This is a genomic window from Stenotrophomonas sp. 220_Sma, from assembly GCF_056487375.1.
Genome location: NZ_CM151348.1, coordinates 3,586,018 through 3,600,628 on the forward strand (window position 1 = coordinate 3,586,018; position 14,611 = coordinate 3,600,628).

Here is a 14,611-nt window from a genome sequence, read left to right on the forward strand (position 1 = left end):
AACGTTGTCCTGCCTTCATCCCGGCAGGCGTGCGGCCGCGCCCAGCGGCGGCCCTCCCCGACCCTCTATACTTGGGTCGACCCCCACGCAGTCTGCCGGGAAACCGGGGCACATCCAACGGCCCCCGGTCTCCTTTCCGAACATTGCTTACGCATCAACGAGATTGCCATGTCCAACATCGTCATCGCCGCCGCCAAGCGCACCGCCATCGGCTCCTTCCTCGGCCAGTTCAACGGCGTGCCGACCCCGACCCTCGGCGCGGCCGCCATCGCTGCCGCCCTGGAACAGTCGGGCATCCCGGCCAGCGACGTTTCCGAAGTCCTCATGGGCTGCGTGCTGCCGGCCAACCTCGGCCAGGCGCCCGCCCGCCAGGCGGCGATCGCTGCCGGTATCCCGCTGTCGACCGGTGCCACCACGCTGAACAAGGTGTGCGGCTCGGGCATGAAGACCATCATGCTCGGTCATGACCTGATCAAGGCCGGTTCGGCCAGCATCGTTGTCGCCGGCGGCATGGAATCGATGTCCAACGCGCCGCACATGCTGCCGAACTCGCGCACCGGCAACCGCTTCGGCAACTTCCAGGCGGTCGATCACATGGCCCACGATGGCCTGGTCAACGCTTATGACGGCAAGGCGATGGGTGAATTCGCCGAATGCGCCGTGGACAAATACCAGTTCAGCCGCGAAGAGCAGGACGCCTACGCCATCGAATCGGTCAAGCGCGCGCAGGCGGCGCAGGCCAACGGTGCGTTCGCCGATGAAATCGTCGCGGTGAAGGTCGCCACCCGCAAGGGCGAGGTCGAGGTCACCACCGACGAGCAGCCGGGCCGCTCGGACATCGCCAAGATCCCGACCCTGCGCCCGGCCTTCAAGAAGGACGGCAGCGTCACCGCCGCCAGTTCCTCCAGCATCTCCGACGGCGCTGCTGCAGTAGTCCTGCTGACCGAGGAAGATGCAGCCGCTCGCGGCATCACCCCGCTGGCCCGCATCGTCGGCCACGCGACCCATTCGCAGGAACCGGAGTGGTTCACCACCGCCCCGATCGGCGCGCTGCACAAACTGCTGGACAAGACCGGCTGGTCGCTGGACCAGGTCGATCTGTTCGAGATCAATGAAGCCTTCGCCGTGGTGGCGATGGCGCCGATGCGCGAACTGGGCATTCCGCACGACAAGCTCAACGTGAATGGCGGCGCCTGCGCGCTGGGCCATCCGATCGGTGCCTCCGGTGCACGCCTGGTGGTGACCTTGGTCAACGCCCTGCGCACGCGCGGTGGCAAGCGCGGCATTGCCACCCTGTGCATCGGCGGTGGCGAAGCAACCGCAATCGCCATCGAATTGATTTAAATGGGTTTAACGATGATTTCGCAAAAATGAATGCGGGATCGCTTGACACCCAATCTTGGCTTGTCATCATGTTGTCGGCGCGCAGCATGCGCGTTGCCTAATTCTAACGACGAGGATTCACACAATGAGCATCAACAAGCTGCTGGTCGCGATGTCCCTGGCTCTGGCCCTGGCCGCCTGCTCGAAGCAGGAAGCTGCCCAGGACGCCGCTGCTTCGGCCAACGAAGCCGCCACCGAAGCCCAGGCTGCTGCCGACCAGGCCGCCGCTGCTGGCGCCCAGACCGCCGACGCTGCCCAGCAGGCCGCTGACACCGCCGCCACCGCTGCTGACGCTTCGGTTGACGCTGCTGCCCAGGCTGGCGCTGCTGCCACCGACGCCGCTGCCGGCGCCGCTGCTGACGCTGCCAAGGCTGCTGAAGGCACCGCTGAGAAGGCCAAGGACGCTGCTGAAGAAGCCAAGAAGTAATAACTTCTTTCTTCACGCTGTTCTGGAAAAGCCGCTGGTTCGCCAGCGGCTTTTTCTTTTTTCGAATGCGCGCGACTGAGCCGCTGCATCGCGACCCCGTCTTCACAACGGCATGAATAGGCTGGCGTCCCCATCCATTGCAGTACCGGAGACCGCCATGAAGATTCGTCCGATCACCACCACCCTGCTGGCCGCCTCCCTGCTGCTGGCCCTGGCCGCCTGCAAGGGCCCGGAAGCCGAACAGGCCAAGCAGGACGCGCAGCAGGCGGCCGACAGCGCCGGCGCTGCCGCCCGCGACGCCGTCGACAAGGCTGCTGCCGCCACCCGCGAAGCCGCCGACAAGACCGCCGCCGCTTCCGAGCAGGCCGCCGCCGATACCCAACAGGCGCTGGACAAGGCCGCAGACGCCACTGCCAACGCCGCCGACAAGGCCAAGGACGCCGCAACCGACGCCGCCGCGCACGCCAGCGACGCCACCGCCGACGCCGCGCAGAAGGTCGCCGACAAGGCCCGCGATGTCGCCAATGACGCCAAGGCCAACGCCGCCAAGGAAGAAGCCAAGCACTAAGCCTTACCGGCAGCCGAGCACCGGCTCGGCTCCACAGGAAAAGCCGCGGCACTGCCGCGGCTTTTCTGCTTTTCGCTCCCTGCTTTTTCCGCTGATTCCGTGGTGGACCGCACGGAAACCGTCCAAGGCCGCGCGAGTGGGTTGCGCAGGGGTGTCCGCGGCATGGATGCCGCGGCCAAGCCCCCAAGGACGGGTTCACGGCGCCCCCTGCGCAACCCACTCGCGCGGCCTCCGCCGATATCAGCGCCCACCAAGAGGGGCACCGCCGTTGGCCATTCCCTACGGCAGCGCGCGCGCCAGCATCGCCGTCAGCTCCACCCCCGCCGGCAGCGTCCCGAACGCCAGCCCGTGCTCCCCTTCCAGCCGGCTACGCACGAACGCCTCCGCCATCGGGCTGCGCGCACGCAGCAGCAGCGCCGCCTGCAGCAGCAGCGCAGTGCGCTCGCAGAACAGCCGCGCCTGCGCTTCCTCCGGTGGCGGTGCCGCTGCCCAACGCTGCAATGCCGCTGCATAGCGCCCATCACGGTCAGCCACCGATGCCAGTTCACCGCGCAGCGCCGCCATCGCCTCCGGTTCGCGCGCCAGCGCACGCAGCACATCCAGGCACTGGATGTTGCCGCTGCCCTCCCAGATCGAATTCAACGGTGCCTGCCGGTACAGGCGCGGCAGCATCGACTCCTCCACGTAGCCCGCACCGCCCAGGCATTCCTGCGCTTCATTGACAAAGGCCGGCGCGCGCTTGCACAGCCAGTACTTGCCCAGCGCCGTCCCCAACCGCGCCATCGCGGCTTCATTGGCATCCACACCGGCGCGATCCACCGCGCGCGCGATCCGCATCGCCAACACCGTGGCCGCTTCCGACTCCAGCGCCAGATCAGCCAGCACGTTGGTCATCAGCGGGTGCTCGACCAGCAGCTTGCCGAAGGTACGTCGATGACGTGCGTGGTGCAGCGCCTGCGCCAGCGCCATGCGCATCTCCGCCGCTGCACCCAGCATGCAGTCCAGGCGGGTCATCATCACCATGCCGATGATGGTGGCCACGCCGCGCCCCTCTTCGCCCACACGCCATGCCTGTGCGCCGCAGAACTCGACCTCACTGGAAGCGTTGGCCCAATCGCCGAGCTTGTCCTTCAGCCGCATCAACCGGAACGCATTGCGGTCACCATCGGCCAGCCGGCGCGGCATCAGCAGGCAGGTCAGGCCTCCCGGCGCCTGCGCCAGCACCAGGAAGCCATCGCACATCGGTGCGGAAAAGAACCACTTGTGGCCGACCAGACGGTAACGCTCGCCATCGATCGGTTCGGCGCGCGTACTGTTGGCACGGACATCCGAGCCGCCCTGCTTCTCGGTCATGCCCATGCCCAGGGTGATGCCGGCCTTGTCCGCCACCGGCACGTCGCGCGGGTCATAGACCGGCGCAGCGGCCTTGCGCGCCCACTCGGCCAGATGCGGCTGTGAATGCAGTACCGCCACCGCCGCATGGGTCATGGTCAACGGGCAGCTGGTGCCCGCCTCGGCCTGGTGATGCAGGTAGCTCAACGCAGCACGTGCGACGTGCGCGCCAGGCTGCGGCTCATGCCAGGACAATCCTGCGACACCGTGCGATTTTGCCGTGTCCATCAACTGGTGATAGGCCGGATGGAACTCCACGGTGTCGATGCGATGGCCCTGTGCATCATGCGTGCGCAGCCGCGGACGATCACGGTTGGCATCGAAGCCGAGCCGGTACAGTTCATCACCGGCGAGTGCACCATAGACACCCAGTCGCGGCGCGAAGCTGGCGGCGCCTTCGCGCTGTACGGCCTCCATCAGCGCCACGTCGTCGGTCCACAACTGTCGCCCTGCGAACGGCGGCGGCTGGTTCAACACCACATGGGTTTCATACGGTGCGTTGCTGCTGAAGCTGGGTCCACTCATCCGGTCCATCCTGGCGGCAAGAGGTCTGCGGCCCGATTGTGCCGCATCGCCTGCCAAGCCCGTGTTCAGGCCGGTTCTCACCCTCTGCACGAGACGCAGGCCACAGTGACCGCATGGCAGGCAACGACGATCTGGTGGTGCTGCGCCCGGAGGGGCTGTACTGCGCCGCCGGCGATTTCCATATCGACCCATGGCGACCGGTAGCGCGCGCGGTCATCACCCATGGCCACGGCGACCATGCCCGCCCGGGCATGGGGGAGTACCACTGCAGCGAAGGCAGCCTGCCGATCCTGCGCTGGCGCCTGGGTGACGTGCCGGTGCAGGCGCATGCCGAGGGTGTGCCGTTCCGCCTCGGGCAGGTGCAGATATCGCTGCATCCGGCCGGCCACGTGCTCGGTTCGTCACAGGTACGCATCGACGACGGGCAGCAGGTATGGGTAGCCTCCGGCGACTACAAGCGACAGCCTGATCCCACCTGCACGCCGTTCGAAGTGGTGCCCTGCGATACCTTCATCACCGAGGCCACCTTTGCATTGCCGATCTACCGCTGGCCGGACACGCCGGCGGTGGCTGCAGAGATCCTGGCGTGGCGCCGCGAATGCGAACAACGTGGCGAAGCCGCGATCCTGCTGTGCTACGCATTGGGCAAGGCACAGCGGGTGCTGGCCGAGCTGCTGCCGCTGGACGATCGACCAGCCTGGCTGCACGGCGCCATCGCCAATGGCGTGGCGGTGTACCGGCAGGCCGGGGTGCCGATGCTGGAGACGCTCACCGTGGCCGAGCAGGGCCGCCAGCCTGATGCCGCCGGCCAGCTGATCCTCGCGCCGCCGTCGGCTGCGGGCACGCCCTGGATGCGCCGCTTCGGCCGCCACCAGCTGGGCTTCGCATCCGGCTGGATGCAGCTGCGCGGCAATCGGCGGCGCCGCAATGTCGATCGCGGTTTCGTCATTTCCGATCACGCCGATTGGCCAGCACTGCTGCAGACCATCGAACAGACAGGCGCGCAGCGGGTGATCGCTACCCATGGCAATACCGATGCGTTGATTCCGTTCCTGCGCGAACGCGGCGTGGCTGCCGAAGCCTTCCGCACCGATTTCGGGAGCGAGGAATGAAGGCCTTCGCTGCGCTCTACCAGCGCCTGGACCGCAGCACGGCTACGCTGGACAAGCGTGCAGCCCTGGTCGACTACTTCCGCCACGCGCGTGCGCATGATGCGGCGTGGGCGCTGTACCTGCTCAGCGGCGGCAAGGTGGGCGGTGCACGCCGGAAGATCGCCGCCAGCGGCGAACTGCGCGGCTGGATTGCCGAAGAATCCGGCTTGCCTCCCTGGTTGGTGGAAGACAGCTACGCGCAGGTGGGTGACCTGGCCGAAACGCTGACCCTGCTGCTGGATGATCCATCGCAGCCAGCCGCCGACCGCCCGTTGGCTGATTGGATCGAACAGCATCTGCTGGCCGTGGCCAACCAACCCGAGGCAGTACGCCGCGCTGCGGTCGTCGCCGGGTGGCGGCAGCTGTGCAGCAGCGAACGCCTGGTGTTCAACAAGCTGCTGACCGGCGCCCTGCGCGTTGGCGTTTCGCAGCGACTGGTACAGCAGGCACTGGCGGAATGGTCCGGCCTGGACATCGCACGCATCGCCCAGCGCATGCTCGGCGAGTGGGTCCCCTCGCCCGGGCTGCTGGCTCAACTGCTGTCACCGGACGAGCTGCCGTCCGACCGCCAGCAGCCCTACCCCTTCTTCCTCGCCTCCCCTCTGGAAGGCGATCCTGCCGAACGCCTCGGCGCGATCGACGACTGGCTGCTGGAATGGAAATGGGATGGCATACGCCTGCAGCTGCTGCGCCGGCGTGGCGAAGTCGCGCTGTGGTCCCGTGGCGAGGAACGACTGGATGGCCGCTTCCCCGAGATCGAGCACGCCGCGATGGCGTTGCCGGAAGGCTGCGTGCTGGACGGAGAGCTGCTGGCCTGGGACGAGACCGCCAACCTGCCGCGCGCATTCACCGCCCTGCAGACCCGCATCCAGCGTCGCAAGCCAGGAGCAGCGACTCTGCGCAACACGCCGGTACGCGTGCTCGCCTATGACCTGCTGGAGCACGATGGCGCGGATCTGCGTGAGCTGCCGTTGCAGGAACGGCGTACGCGGCTTGCCGCGGTCATCGGCGCATTGGACGATGTGCGGATCCAGCTGTCGCCCGACGTTGCCGCCGTCGACTGGGCGCAGGCGGCGGCGATGCGCGATGTGGCACGCGAACGTGGCGTGGAAGGGCTGATGCTGAAACGACGCGGCTCACCCTACCTGGCTGGGCGACGCCGCGGTGACTGGTGGAAATGGAAGGTCGATCCGCTCACCATCGATGCGGTGCTCCTGTACGCACAGGCTGGCCATGGGCGGCGCAGCACGCTGTACACCGACTACACCTTCGGCGTCTGGGACGGCGACACGCTGGTGCCGGTGGCCAAGGCGTATTCGGGCTTGGACGACAAGGAGATCCTCGCGCTTGATCGCTGGATCCGCGCCAACACCCGCGAACGTTTCGGGCCGGTGCGCAGCGTACGCGCCGAACAGGTGTTCGAGCTGGGTTTCGAAGCGGTCAACCGCAGCAGCCGGCACAAATCGGGGATCGCCGTGCGCTTTCCGCGCATCCTGCGCTGGCGCCACGACAAGCCTGCCAGCGAGGCCGATCAGCTGGCCAGCCTGCAGGCGCTGGCGCGATGACCCGCAGCCAGGCACTGCGCCGGCTGGAAGACTGGTTCGCGGCACGCGGCTGGCGCTCACTGCCCTTCCAGCGCGCGGTGTGGCGCCACTACCTGGCCGGCGAATCCGGGTTGCTGCATACGCCCACGGGCAGCGGCAAGACGCTGGCGATGTTCGGCGGGCCGTTGCTGCAGGCGCTGATCGATCCACCGCCCTCGCCCCGCCGCGCCAGTGCGGTGCGCCCATTGCAGGTGCTGTGGGTAACGCCCTTGCGCGCGTTGGCCAGTGATACCGCACGCGCGCTCCAGGCCGTCGTCGACGGCTTGGGACTGGGATGGCGTGTCGGCCTGCGCAGCGGTGACGCCAGCAACCGCGAGCGGCGCCAGGCCCGCGAAGGCCGCATCGACGTACTGGTAACCACGCCCGAATCACTGGCGCTGCTGCTGAGCTATCCGGATACGTTGCCGCGCATGCGCCAGCTGCGCTGCGTGGTGGTGGACGAATGGCATGAGCTGCTGGGCAACAAGCGCGGTGTGCTGCTGCAGTTGAACCTGGCGGTGTTGCGCGATGCTGCGCCTGCAGTGCAGCTGTGGGGGCTTTCGGCCACGCTGGGCAACCTGGATGAGGCGCGCGACGTACTACTGCCCGGACAGCCCGACGCGCCGATCGTGCAGGGCGTGCGCCCGCGCGCGATCAGCGTGCGCAGCCTGCTGCCGGAACCCGGCGAACGTTTTCCGTGGGCCGGGCATCTGGGCCTGGCGCAGCTGCCGCGGGTGCTGGACGCGTTGATGCGGGCACGCAGCAGCCTGTTGTTCACCAACACCCGTGCGCAGGCAGAACTGTGGCATCAGGCGCTGGCCGCGGTCTGGCCGGAAGCCCCGGACACGCTTGCGCTGCACCACGGCTCGCTGGATCCAGCACTGCGCCAGCAAGTCGAGGATGGCCTGCGCGCGGGCGCGCTGCGCTGCGTGGTTGCCACCTCCAGCCTCGACCTCGGCGTGGACTTCCCCGAGGTTGAGCAGGTACTGCAGCTGGGCAGCCCGAAGGGCGTGGCCCGCCTGCGCCAACGCGCGGGACGTGCGCGTCACCGCCCGGGTGCCAGCGGTTCCATCCAGTGCGTGCCCAGCCATGCACTGGAGCTGGCCGAATACGCCGCGGTGCGCCGTGCATTGGCCCAAGGCGTGGTCGAAGCGCGCAGGCCGCCGACGCTGTCGCTGGATGTGCTGGCCCAGCATGCGGTCAGCCGCGCGCTGGCCGGTGGCTTCGACAGCGATGCGCTGCTGGCGCAGGTACGGCGTACCCATGCCTTCGCATCTCTCGGCGAAGACCAGTGGCAGGCCGTGCTGACGTTCATCGTGCAGGGTGGCCAGGCCCTGGCCCAGTACCCCGATTTCCACAAGGTCGTGCGTGATGCCGACGGCTACTACCGCATGCACGATCGCCGCCAGGTACTGCGCCATCGGCTGTCGATCGGCACCATCAGCAGCGATGGCAGCGTGCGCGTGCAGTTCCTGCGCGGTGGTGGCCTGGGTGCCGTGGAGGAACAGTTCGCCAGCCGCCTGCGTCGCGGCGACCGTTTCCAGTTCGCCGGGCGCCTGCTGGAACTGGTGCAGCTGCGCGACATGACCGCCTTCGTGCGGCTGGCACGAGGGCGCGGTGATGGTGTAGTGCCGCGCTGGCAGGGAGGCCAGTTGCCACTGTCGATGCCGCTCGGCCGCGAGCTGGAGTGGGTACTGTCCGGCGCCGACGACAGTGCCGAATCACGCTGGTTGTCCCCCTTGCTGGCACTGCAGCAGCAGTTGTCGGCGCTTCCCGGCCCAGAGCATCTGCTGGTGGAAGAGGTGCGGCGCCGCGACGGCCAGTTCCTGTTCGTCTACCCTTTTGCCGGCCGTCACGTGCACGAGGCGCTGGCCGCCTTGCTGGCACTGCGCTGTACCCGCCGGCAGCGCAACAGCATCGGCTACGCGGTGAACGATCATGGCCTGGTGCTGGCACCGGCGCAGGCGATCGAACTGGATGCGGCGCAATGGCGAGCATTGTTCACCGCCGATCAGCTGCTGGACGATCTGCGTGCCGCGGTGAACCTGGGCGAGCTGGCGCGCCGCCAGTTCCGTGGCATCGCACGCGTAGCGGGCCTGCTGGTCCCCAGCCTGCCCGGCGGTATGCCGCGATCGCTGCGCCAGCTGCAGGCCTCGGCAGGCCTGCTCTACGACGTACTGCGCGAGCATGACCCCGGCCACCTGCTATTGGCATTGGCCGAACGCGAAGTGCTGCATGACAGCCTGGACCTGCCGGGACTACAGCAGGTCCTGGCAAGGATCGGCATGCAGGCCCTCTCGGTGCAGCACCCGACATCACTCACGCCACTGGGCTTCCCGTTATGGGCCGAACGCCTGCGCGGGCAGTTCAGCAACGAGGACTGGCGCACCCGCGTGCAACGCGCGGCCCAGCAGCTGGAGCGCCGCCATGGCCGATGAACTGCCGCTGCTGCGCGCCGGCGAATCGCTGATTCTGCTTGGCGCGCGTGCGCTGTACTGGCCCGCGCGGCAGGCGCTGTTGATCGCCGACCTGCACCTGGGCAAGGCCGATGTATTCCGCCGCGCCGGCATCGCATTGCCCAGCGGCGGCACCGGCGAAGACCTGCAACGCCTGCAGGGGCTGCTGGACAGGCATGCCTGTCGCGAGCTGTGGATCCTGGGTGACATCCTGCATGGACCGGCGCATCGCGCTGCGTGGTACCAGCAATGGCTGGCATGGCGCGAACGCAATGCTTCGCTGGACGTGCATGTCCTGCGTGGCAATCACGACCGCCAGCTGCCGCATGCTCAGTTGCAGGTACAGATCCACGATGAAGTACGGCTGCAGCCGTTCCTGCTTCGCCATGAGCCGATGCCCGATGCAGAGCTGCATGTGATCGCCGGGCATCTGCATCCACAGGTCGCCTTGCCGCCATTGCGACGGCGCTTCCCCGCGTTCTGGCTGCGTCAGCGGATGACGGTGCTGCCGGCCTTCTCCGCATTCACTGCCGGCATCGTGCCCGTGCCCGCCCGCGGCGAGCAAAGGGTCGCCTGCGTGGAAAACGGCCTGGTGCAACTGCCGGTGGCTTGAATCAGGCCGGACGAATGCCCAGCTGCGGCATCAACTGGAAATCAGGCGTGTCACCCTCACGTCGTCGCGGCAACGCCTGGATCGCCGCCAGCATTTCCTGCGCGCAGGTGCGGATGCGCGCGTGGTGCTCCGCTGATGCATGACTGATCAGGCTGCCGACATGGAACTCGAACACGTCCTCCAGTACGTCGGGCTGGTCCTCGTGCAGCATCTGCAGCAATCCGCGCAGCTTGCAGATTTCCGATTCCAGCTCCTCGACCGCGAACAACATGGCGTCCTCCTCTTCAACATCAGCGGCACATCCGGGCCGCAACAGGCCGCAACGGCAGCGCCGCCCGGGCCACGCGCGATGTTGATCACGGAAAGGAAAACGGGCGACGCGCAATCGCGTGCAACCTACTTCTCGCATATCGGCGGTGAGGCAACCGTTAATTCAGGTGACGACGCGCTTCACGCATTGGCCGTGATCGCGTTGATACGAGGCATCTCCGCTGCGGTGGCCAGTGCGTCGACGAACGCCGGATCCAGTGCAAGTGCACCGAACCAGCCGTGCTGGGTGCCACTGAGCACGCGCAGCATGTGGCCACGGCCCCCGGGCAGGCGCCCCATCGGGCCCAGCAGCACGTCACGCGCCTTCGCCCAGGCGTCGCGGTCGGACTGGAACAGCGGCGTCAGCCAACGACTCCAGCGCTGGTACACCGCAACGTGTGCCCTGCGTTGCGCCTGGTAGGCCTGCAGCGCGACCGTGCTGCCGCCGTAGGTGCGCACCGCATCGCGCAGCGCCAGCGCGTCCAACAGCGCCATGTTCACGCCCTGCCCCAGCTGCGGGCTCATCGCATGCGCGGCATCACCGGCCAGCACCATGCGGCCGTGGTGCCAGCGCGTCATCACCGCATCACGGTAGACTGCGCGCGCCAACTGGCCGGCATCACGCAGATGGGCGAAGCGCGCACTGGCCTGCGGCCACAGCGCATGCAGTTCATCCAGCCAGGGCGTCATGCCATCGGCCTGCCAGCGTTCGAAGTCGGCGCGTGGCAGGCTCCAGAAGAAACTCAGGCGCGGCGTGTCATCACCCGGGCGCGTGCCGACCGGCAGCAGTCCGATCATCTTGCGCGCGGCCACGTAACGCTGCCGCAACTCCTGCACGTGCGGCCAGTCCTCGGCCGGCAGCAGGCACCACAGCGCCCCCCACGGATACACGCGGTCCAGCCCGGCACCGCCGGCGATCGTGCCGCGCAGCGTCGACGCGGCGCCATCGGCGACCACTACCAGGTCGAACGGGCCATGCGTGCGCCCGTCGCTGTCGCGCAGACGGCCGTGTTCGGCATCCACCTCGGTAATGGTGGTACCGGCATGCAGCTGGCCCTCGCCTGCGCGCGCCTCGTCCAACAGCGAGAACAAGGCCCCGCGCTGCATGCCCAGGCCGTGCAGGCGAGCATCCAGTCCCTCGTAGCGCATGTCCATCACCGCGCGCTCGCACGGCGTGTCGCCATACAGGCGGTGCACCGGCGCGGCATGTGCGCGCACGGAATCAAGCAGGCCCATCTGCCACAGTACCTGCAGGCCGCTGGGCTGCAGCAGGAAACCGGCACCCACCGGCCCCGGCGTGGGCACGCGTTCGAAGATCTCCACCTCGTGGCCGTCACGGGTGAGCAGGATGGACACTGCCTGTCCAGCGGTGCCGTAGCCGATCACGGCGATGCGCAGTCGTTCCGTCATGGCCGCATTGTGCCCGAGGCGGGTGGATCGCGAGCGGGTCGCGGGCAATCCGCGCAAAAAAAACCCCGCCGAAGCGGGGTTTTCAACGCACTGTCGAGTGGATCACTCGGCCGGCGTGATGTTCGAAGCCTGGGCACCCTTCGGGCCCTGGGTCACGTCATAGGTGACACGCTGGCCTTCCTGCAGGCTGCGGAAGCCCTTGGAGTTGATGGCGGAGAAGTGCGCGAACACGTCGGCGCTGCCATCCTCCGGCGAGATGAAGCCAAATCCCTTGGCGTCGTTGAACCACTTGACGGTACCGTTCGGCATGGTGATGCGAGACCTTATGCAATGAATGGGTGGTGTACGCTGAACCCGCGCACAAGCTGAGTATGCAAAGCTTGCTCGGGGAAGACAATCACCCCCGTGCCAATTCGCCCACCAGTTCCGGAAGTCCGTTGCCGGCCGCCTGCACGTTGGCCAGCACTTCGGCCATCGTGATCTCCTCGCCATCACCACAGCCGGCAGCCCAGTTGGCGATGATCGCCAGGCAGGCGTAATCCAGCCCCAGCTCGCGTGCCAGGGCGGCTTCCGGCATGCCGGTCATGCCCACCAGATCGCAGCCGTCGCGGCGCATACGGGCGATTTCAGCGATGGTTTCCAGGCGCGGGCCCTGTGTTGCGCCGTAGCAGCCACCGTCATGGACCGTGACGCCGGTCACTTTGGCCGCAGCCAGGATCTTGCTGCGCAGCATTGGTGTGTACGGGTGGCCGAAATCAACGTGGACCACGTCGGTGCCTTCTTCCTCACAGATCGTGCTGATGCGGCCCCAGGTGTAGTCGATGATCTGGTCCGGGCAGGCCAGCACGCGCGGACCAAAGTGTTCGGTGATGCCTCCCACCGTGTTCAACGCCAGCACGCGCTGCGCGCCCAGCTGCTGCAGCGCGGCCAGGTTGGCGCGGTAGTTGATCTTGTGCGGCGGCAGCGAATGGCCTTCGCCATGCCGCGCCAGGAACGCCACGCGATGGCCGAGCAGCGTACCAACGCGCACCGGGCCCGACGGACGGCCGAAGCGGGTGTCGACCTCGTGGGTCTGCACGTCGTCAAGCTTGGCCAGGTTATAGACACCGGTACCGCCGATCACGGCCAGGGCGATCTGTTGCATTCGAAGCACTCCATGAAAAGACGAACGCCGGCACCCGAGGATGCCGGCGGCAGAAGAAGACGCGCCGCGGGCGGCTGCGCCGTTATTCCTTCATCGCGTAGATGGCCGGCACGCAGCGCAGGGTTTCGTTGACGTCCATGCCGAAGCCGAACACGTAACGGTCCGGCAGTTCGATGCCGGCGTAGTCGGCAGTCACGTCCGGCAGCGCGCGGTCGTGCTTCTTCACCGTCATCGCGGCGATGCGCACGTCGGTCGCGCCTTGTTCCAGGCACCAGGTGCGCACGCCCTGCAGGGTGTAACCCTCGTCGAGGATATCGTCGACCAGCAGCACGCGGCGACCGAACAGCGAGGTGGCCGGCTTGTGCTTCCAGACCAGGTCGCCGCCGGTGGTTTCACCGCGGTAACGGGTGGCGTGCAGGTAATCGAACTGCACGTCCTGGCCGCGCGCGCCCAGTTCCAGCGCCAGCTGGCCGGCGAACGGCAGCGCACCGTGCATGATGGACAGGAACAGCGGCACCTCGCCCTTGTAATCGCGCGCGATGGCGTCGGCGATACCAGCGATGGCCTTGTCGATGGTGGGGCGGTCGACCAGCAGGTCAGCCTGGGCCAGGGCCTGGGAAATGGTGAGGTTGGGCATCAGACGGTTCTTCCAAGGGTTTCAAGCAGACGGGATTGGGTGTCGCCATGGCGGGCATCGGCCAGCAGGCCGTCCCAGCCGAGCGCGCCGCGGCCCAGCAGGCCCAGCAGCGCAGCAGTATTGAGGGAGCGTCCCTGCACCGCGTGCAGGGCTTCATCGACCAGTTCCGGGTGGCAGACCAGCACCACGTCGCAGCCGGCATCCAGATGCGCGTGCACGCGCGCCGGCACGCCGCCGGCACTGTGCGAGGCGGCCATGCCGATGTCATCGGAGAACACCACGCCGCGGAACCCGAGCTCGCCGCGCAGGATGTCCTGGATCCAGCGCGGCGAATAGCCGGCCGGTTCCGGTGCCACCTGCGGATAGATCACGTGCGCCATCATCACCGCGTCGGCACCGGCGGCGATGCCGGCCTGGAACGGGACCAGGTCCTGGGCGCGCAGCTCGTCCAGCGCGCGCGGGTCGATCGCGGTATCCACGTGGGTATCTTCCAGCACGGTGCCATGGCCGGGGAAATGCTTGAGCGTGGCGGCCATGCCGACCGCATGCATGCCGCGCACGTAGGCGGCGGTGAACGCGGCCACCACCTGCGGGTCTTCACTGAAGGCGCGGTTGCCGATGGCGCGGTTGCCACGGCCAAGATCGACCACCGGCGCGAAGCTCAGGTCCAGGCCGCTGGCGCGCACTTCGCTGGCCATCAGCCAGGCGTGCTGCTCGGCCAGGGCCAGCGCCTGCTGCGGGTCGGTGGCGTACATCGCCCCGATGTCCTGCAGTGGCGGCAACTCGCTGTAGCCCTCGCGGAAACGCTGCACGCGGCCACCTTCCTGGTCCACGCAGATCAGCTGCGGGCGCGGCGCGGCAGCGCGGATCGCCGCGCTCAGATCGGTCACCTGCTGGCGCGAGGCGAAGTTGCGCTTGAACAGCACCACCCCGGCCACGGCATCGTGCTGCAGCCAGTCACGTTCCTGGGCGGTCAGTTCGGTGCCGGCAACGCCGATCAGCAGCATGGTCGA

The 14,611-nt window shown here is 67.8% G+C and carries 14 protein-coding genes; 7 read left to right on the top strand and 7 right to left on the bottom strand.

What is annotated here, in order from left to right:
* Window positions 1–168: 168 nt before the first annotated feature.
* From ACZLIB_RS16880 to ACZLIB_RS16890, 3 genes are all read left to right on the top strand, one after another.
* The gene (locus ACZLIB_RS16880) at window positions 169–1,344 is read left to right on the top strand and encodes a thiolase family protein (RefSeq protein ID WP_010482849.1); all 1,176 of its coding nucleotides are present in this window, start codon (window positions 169–171) and stop codon (window positions 1,342–1,344) included.
* 124 nt (window positions 1,345–1,468) lie between these two features.
* Window positions 1,469–1,810 carry a hypothetical protein gene (locus ACZLIB_RS16885; protein ID WP_004153024.1) on the top strand — a complete coding sequence of 114 codons (342 nt, stop codon included), beginning with the start codon at window positions 1,469–1,471 and terminating at the stop codon, window positions 1,808–1,810.
* 157 nt (window positions 1,811–1,967) lie between these two features.
* Window positions 1,968–2,378 (top strand): hypothetical protein, encoded by a 411-nt coding sequence (locus tag ACZLIB_RS16890; RefSeq protein ID WP_005410582.1) that lies wholly within the window; start codon window positions 1,968–1,970, stop codon window positions 2,376–2,378.
* 279 nt (window positions 2,379–2,657) lie between these two features.
* Here ACZLIB_RS16890 and ACZLIB_RS16895 read toward each other — a convergent pair whose 3' ends face one another.
* The gene (locus ACZLIB_RS16895) at window positions 2,658–4,295 is read right to left on the bottom strand and encodes an acyl-CoA dehydrogenase family protein (RefSeq protein WP_423175145.1); all 1,638 of its coding nucleotides are present in this window, start codon (window positions 4,293–4,295) and stop codon (window positions 2,658–2,660) included.
* Window positions 4,296–4,408: 113 nt separating this feature from the next.
* On the opposite strand from ACZLIB_RS16895, the gene ACZLIB_RS16900 reads away from it, so the two are divergent.
* Genes ACZLIB_RS16900 through pdeM form a run of 4 tightly spaced genes read left to right on the top strand, consistent with a single transcriptional unit; the run spans window position 4,409 to window position 10,098 of the window.
* A complete protein-coding gene (locus ACZLIB_RS16900; RefSeq protein ID WP_478468204.1) occupies window positions 4,409–5,407 on the top strand; it encodes a ligase-associated DNA damage response exonuclease in 999 nt (332 codons plus the stop codon).
* Window positions 5,404–7,011, top strand: coding sequence for an ATP-dependent DNA ligase (locus ACZLIB_RS16905; protein WP_125895836.1), 1,608 nt, complete (start codon window positions 5,404–5,406; stop codon window positions 7,009–7,011). The genes ACZLIB_RS16900 and ACZLIB_RS16905 overlap by 4 nt, the downstream gene beginning before the upstream one ends.
* Window positions 7,008–9,467, top strand: a complete 2,460-nt coding sequence (locus ACZLIB_RS16910; protein WP_478468205.1) for a ligase-associated DNA damage response DEXH box helicase — start codon at window positions 7,008–7,010, stop codon at window positions 9,465–9,467. The genes ACZLIB_RS16905 and ACZLIB_RS16910 overlap by 4 nt, the downstream gene beginning before the upstream one ends.
* Window positions 9,457–10,098 carry a ligase-associated DNA damage response endonuclease PdeM gene (gene pdeM / locus ACZLIB_RS16915; protein WP_132810593.1) on the top strand — a complete coding sequence of 214 codons (642 nt, stop codon included), beginning with the start codon at window positions 9,457–9,459 and terminating at the stop codon, window positions 10,096–10,098. The genes ACZLIB_RS16910 and pdeM overlap by 11 nt, the downstream gene beginning before the upstream one ends.
* Window position 10,099: 1 nt before the next feature.
* Here pdeM and ACZLIB_RS16920 read toward each other — a convergent pair whose 3' ends face one another.
* The 6 genes from ACZLIB_RS16920 to nagZ form a co-directional block, all read right to left on the bottom strand.
* Window positions 10,100–10,369, bottom strand: coding sequence for a hypothetical protein (locus ACZLIB_RS16920; RefSeq protein WP_032129345.1), 270 nt, complete (start codon window positions 10,367–10,369; stop codon window positions 10,100–10,102).
* 179 nt (window positions 10,370–10,548) lie between these two features.
* Window positions 10,549–11,817, bottom strand: a complete 1,269-nt coding sequence (locus ACZLIB_RS16925; RefSeq protein ID WP_049461632.1) for an FAD-dependent oxidoreductase — start codon at window positions 11,815–11,817, stop codon at window positions 10,549–10,551.
* A gap of 102 nt (window positions 11,818–11,919) precedes the next feature.
* Complete coding sequence (locus tag ACZLIB_RS16930) at window positions 11,920–12,126, bottom strand: cold-shock protein (RefSeq protein WP_005410590.1); 207 nt, start codon at window positions 12,124–12,126, stop codon at window positions 11,920–11,922.
* A gap of 88 nt (window positions 12,127–12,214) precedes the next feature.
* Window positions 12,215–12,961: an S-methyl-5'-thioinosine phosphorylase gene (locus ACZLIB_RS16935; RefSeq protein ID WP_010482830.1), complete on the bottom strand. Its 747-nt coding sequence runs from the start codon at window positions 12,959–12,961 to the stop codon at window positions 12,215–12,217.
* 82 nt (window positions 12,962–13,043) lie between these two features.
* Window positions 13,044–13,598, bottom strand: coding sequence for a hypoxanthine-guanine phosphoribosyltransferase (locus tag ACZLIB_RS16940; protein WP_005410592.1), 555 nt, complete (start codon window positions 13,596–13,598; stop codon window positions 13,044–13,046).
* Window positions 13,598–14,605 (bottom strand): beta-N-acetylhexosaminidase, encoded by a 1,008-nt coding sequence (nagZ, locus tag ACZLIB_RS16945; protein ID WP_032129343.1) that lies wholly within the window; start codon window positions 14,603–14,605, stop codon window positions 13,598–13,600. Before nagZ ends, ACZLIB_RS16940 begins: the two co-directional genes overlap by 1 nt.
* Window positions 14,606–14,611: the final 6 nt, after the last annotated feature.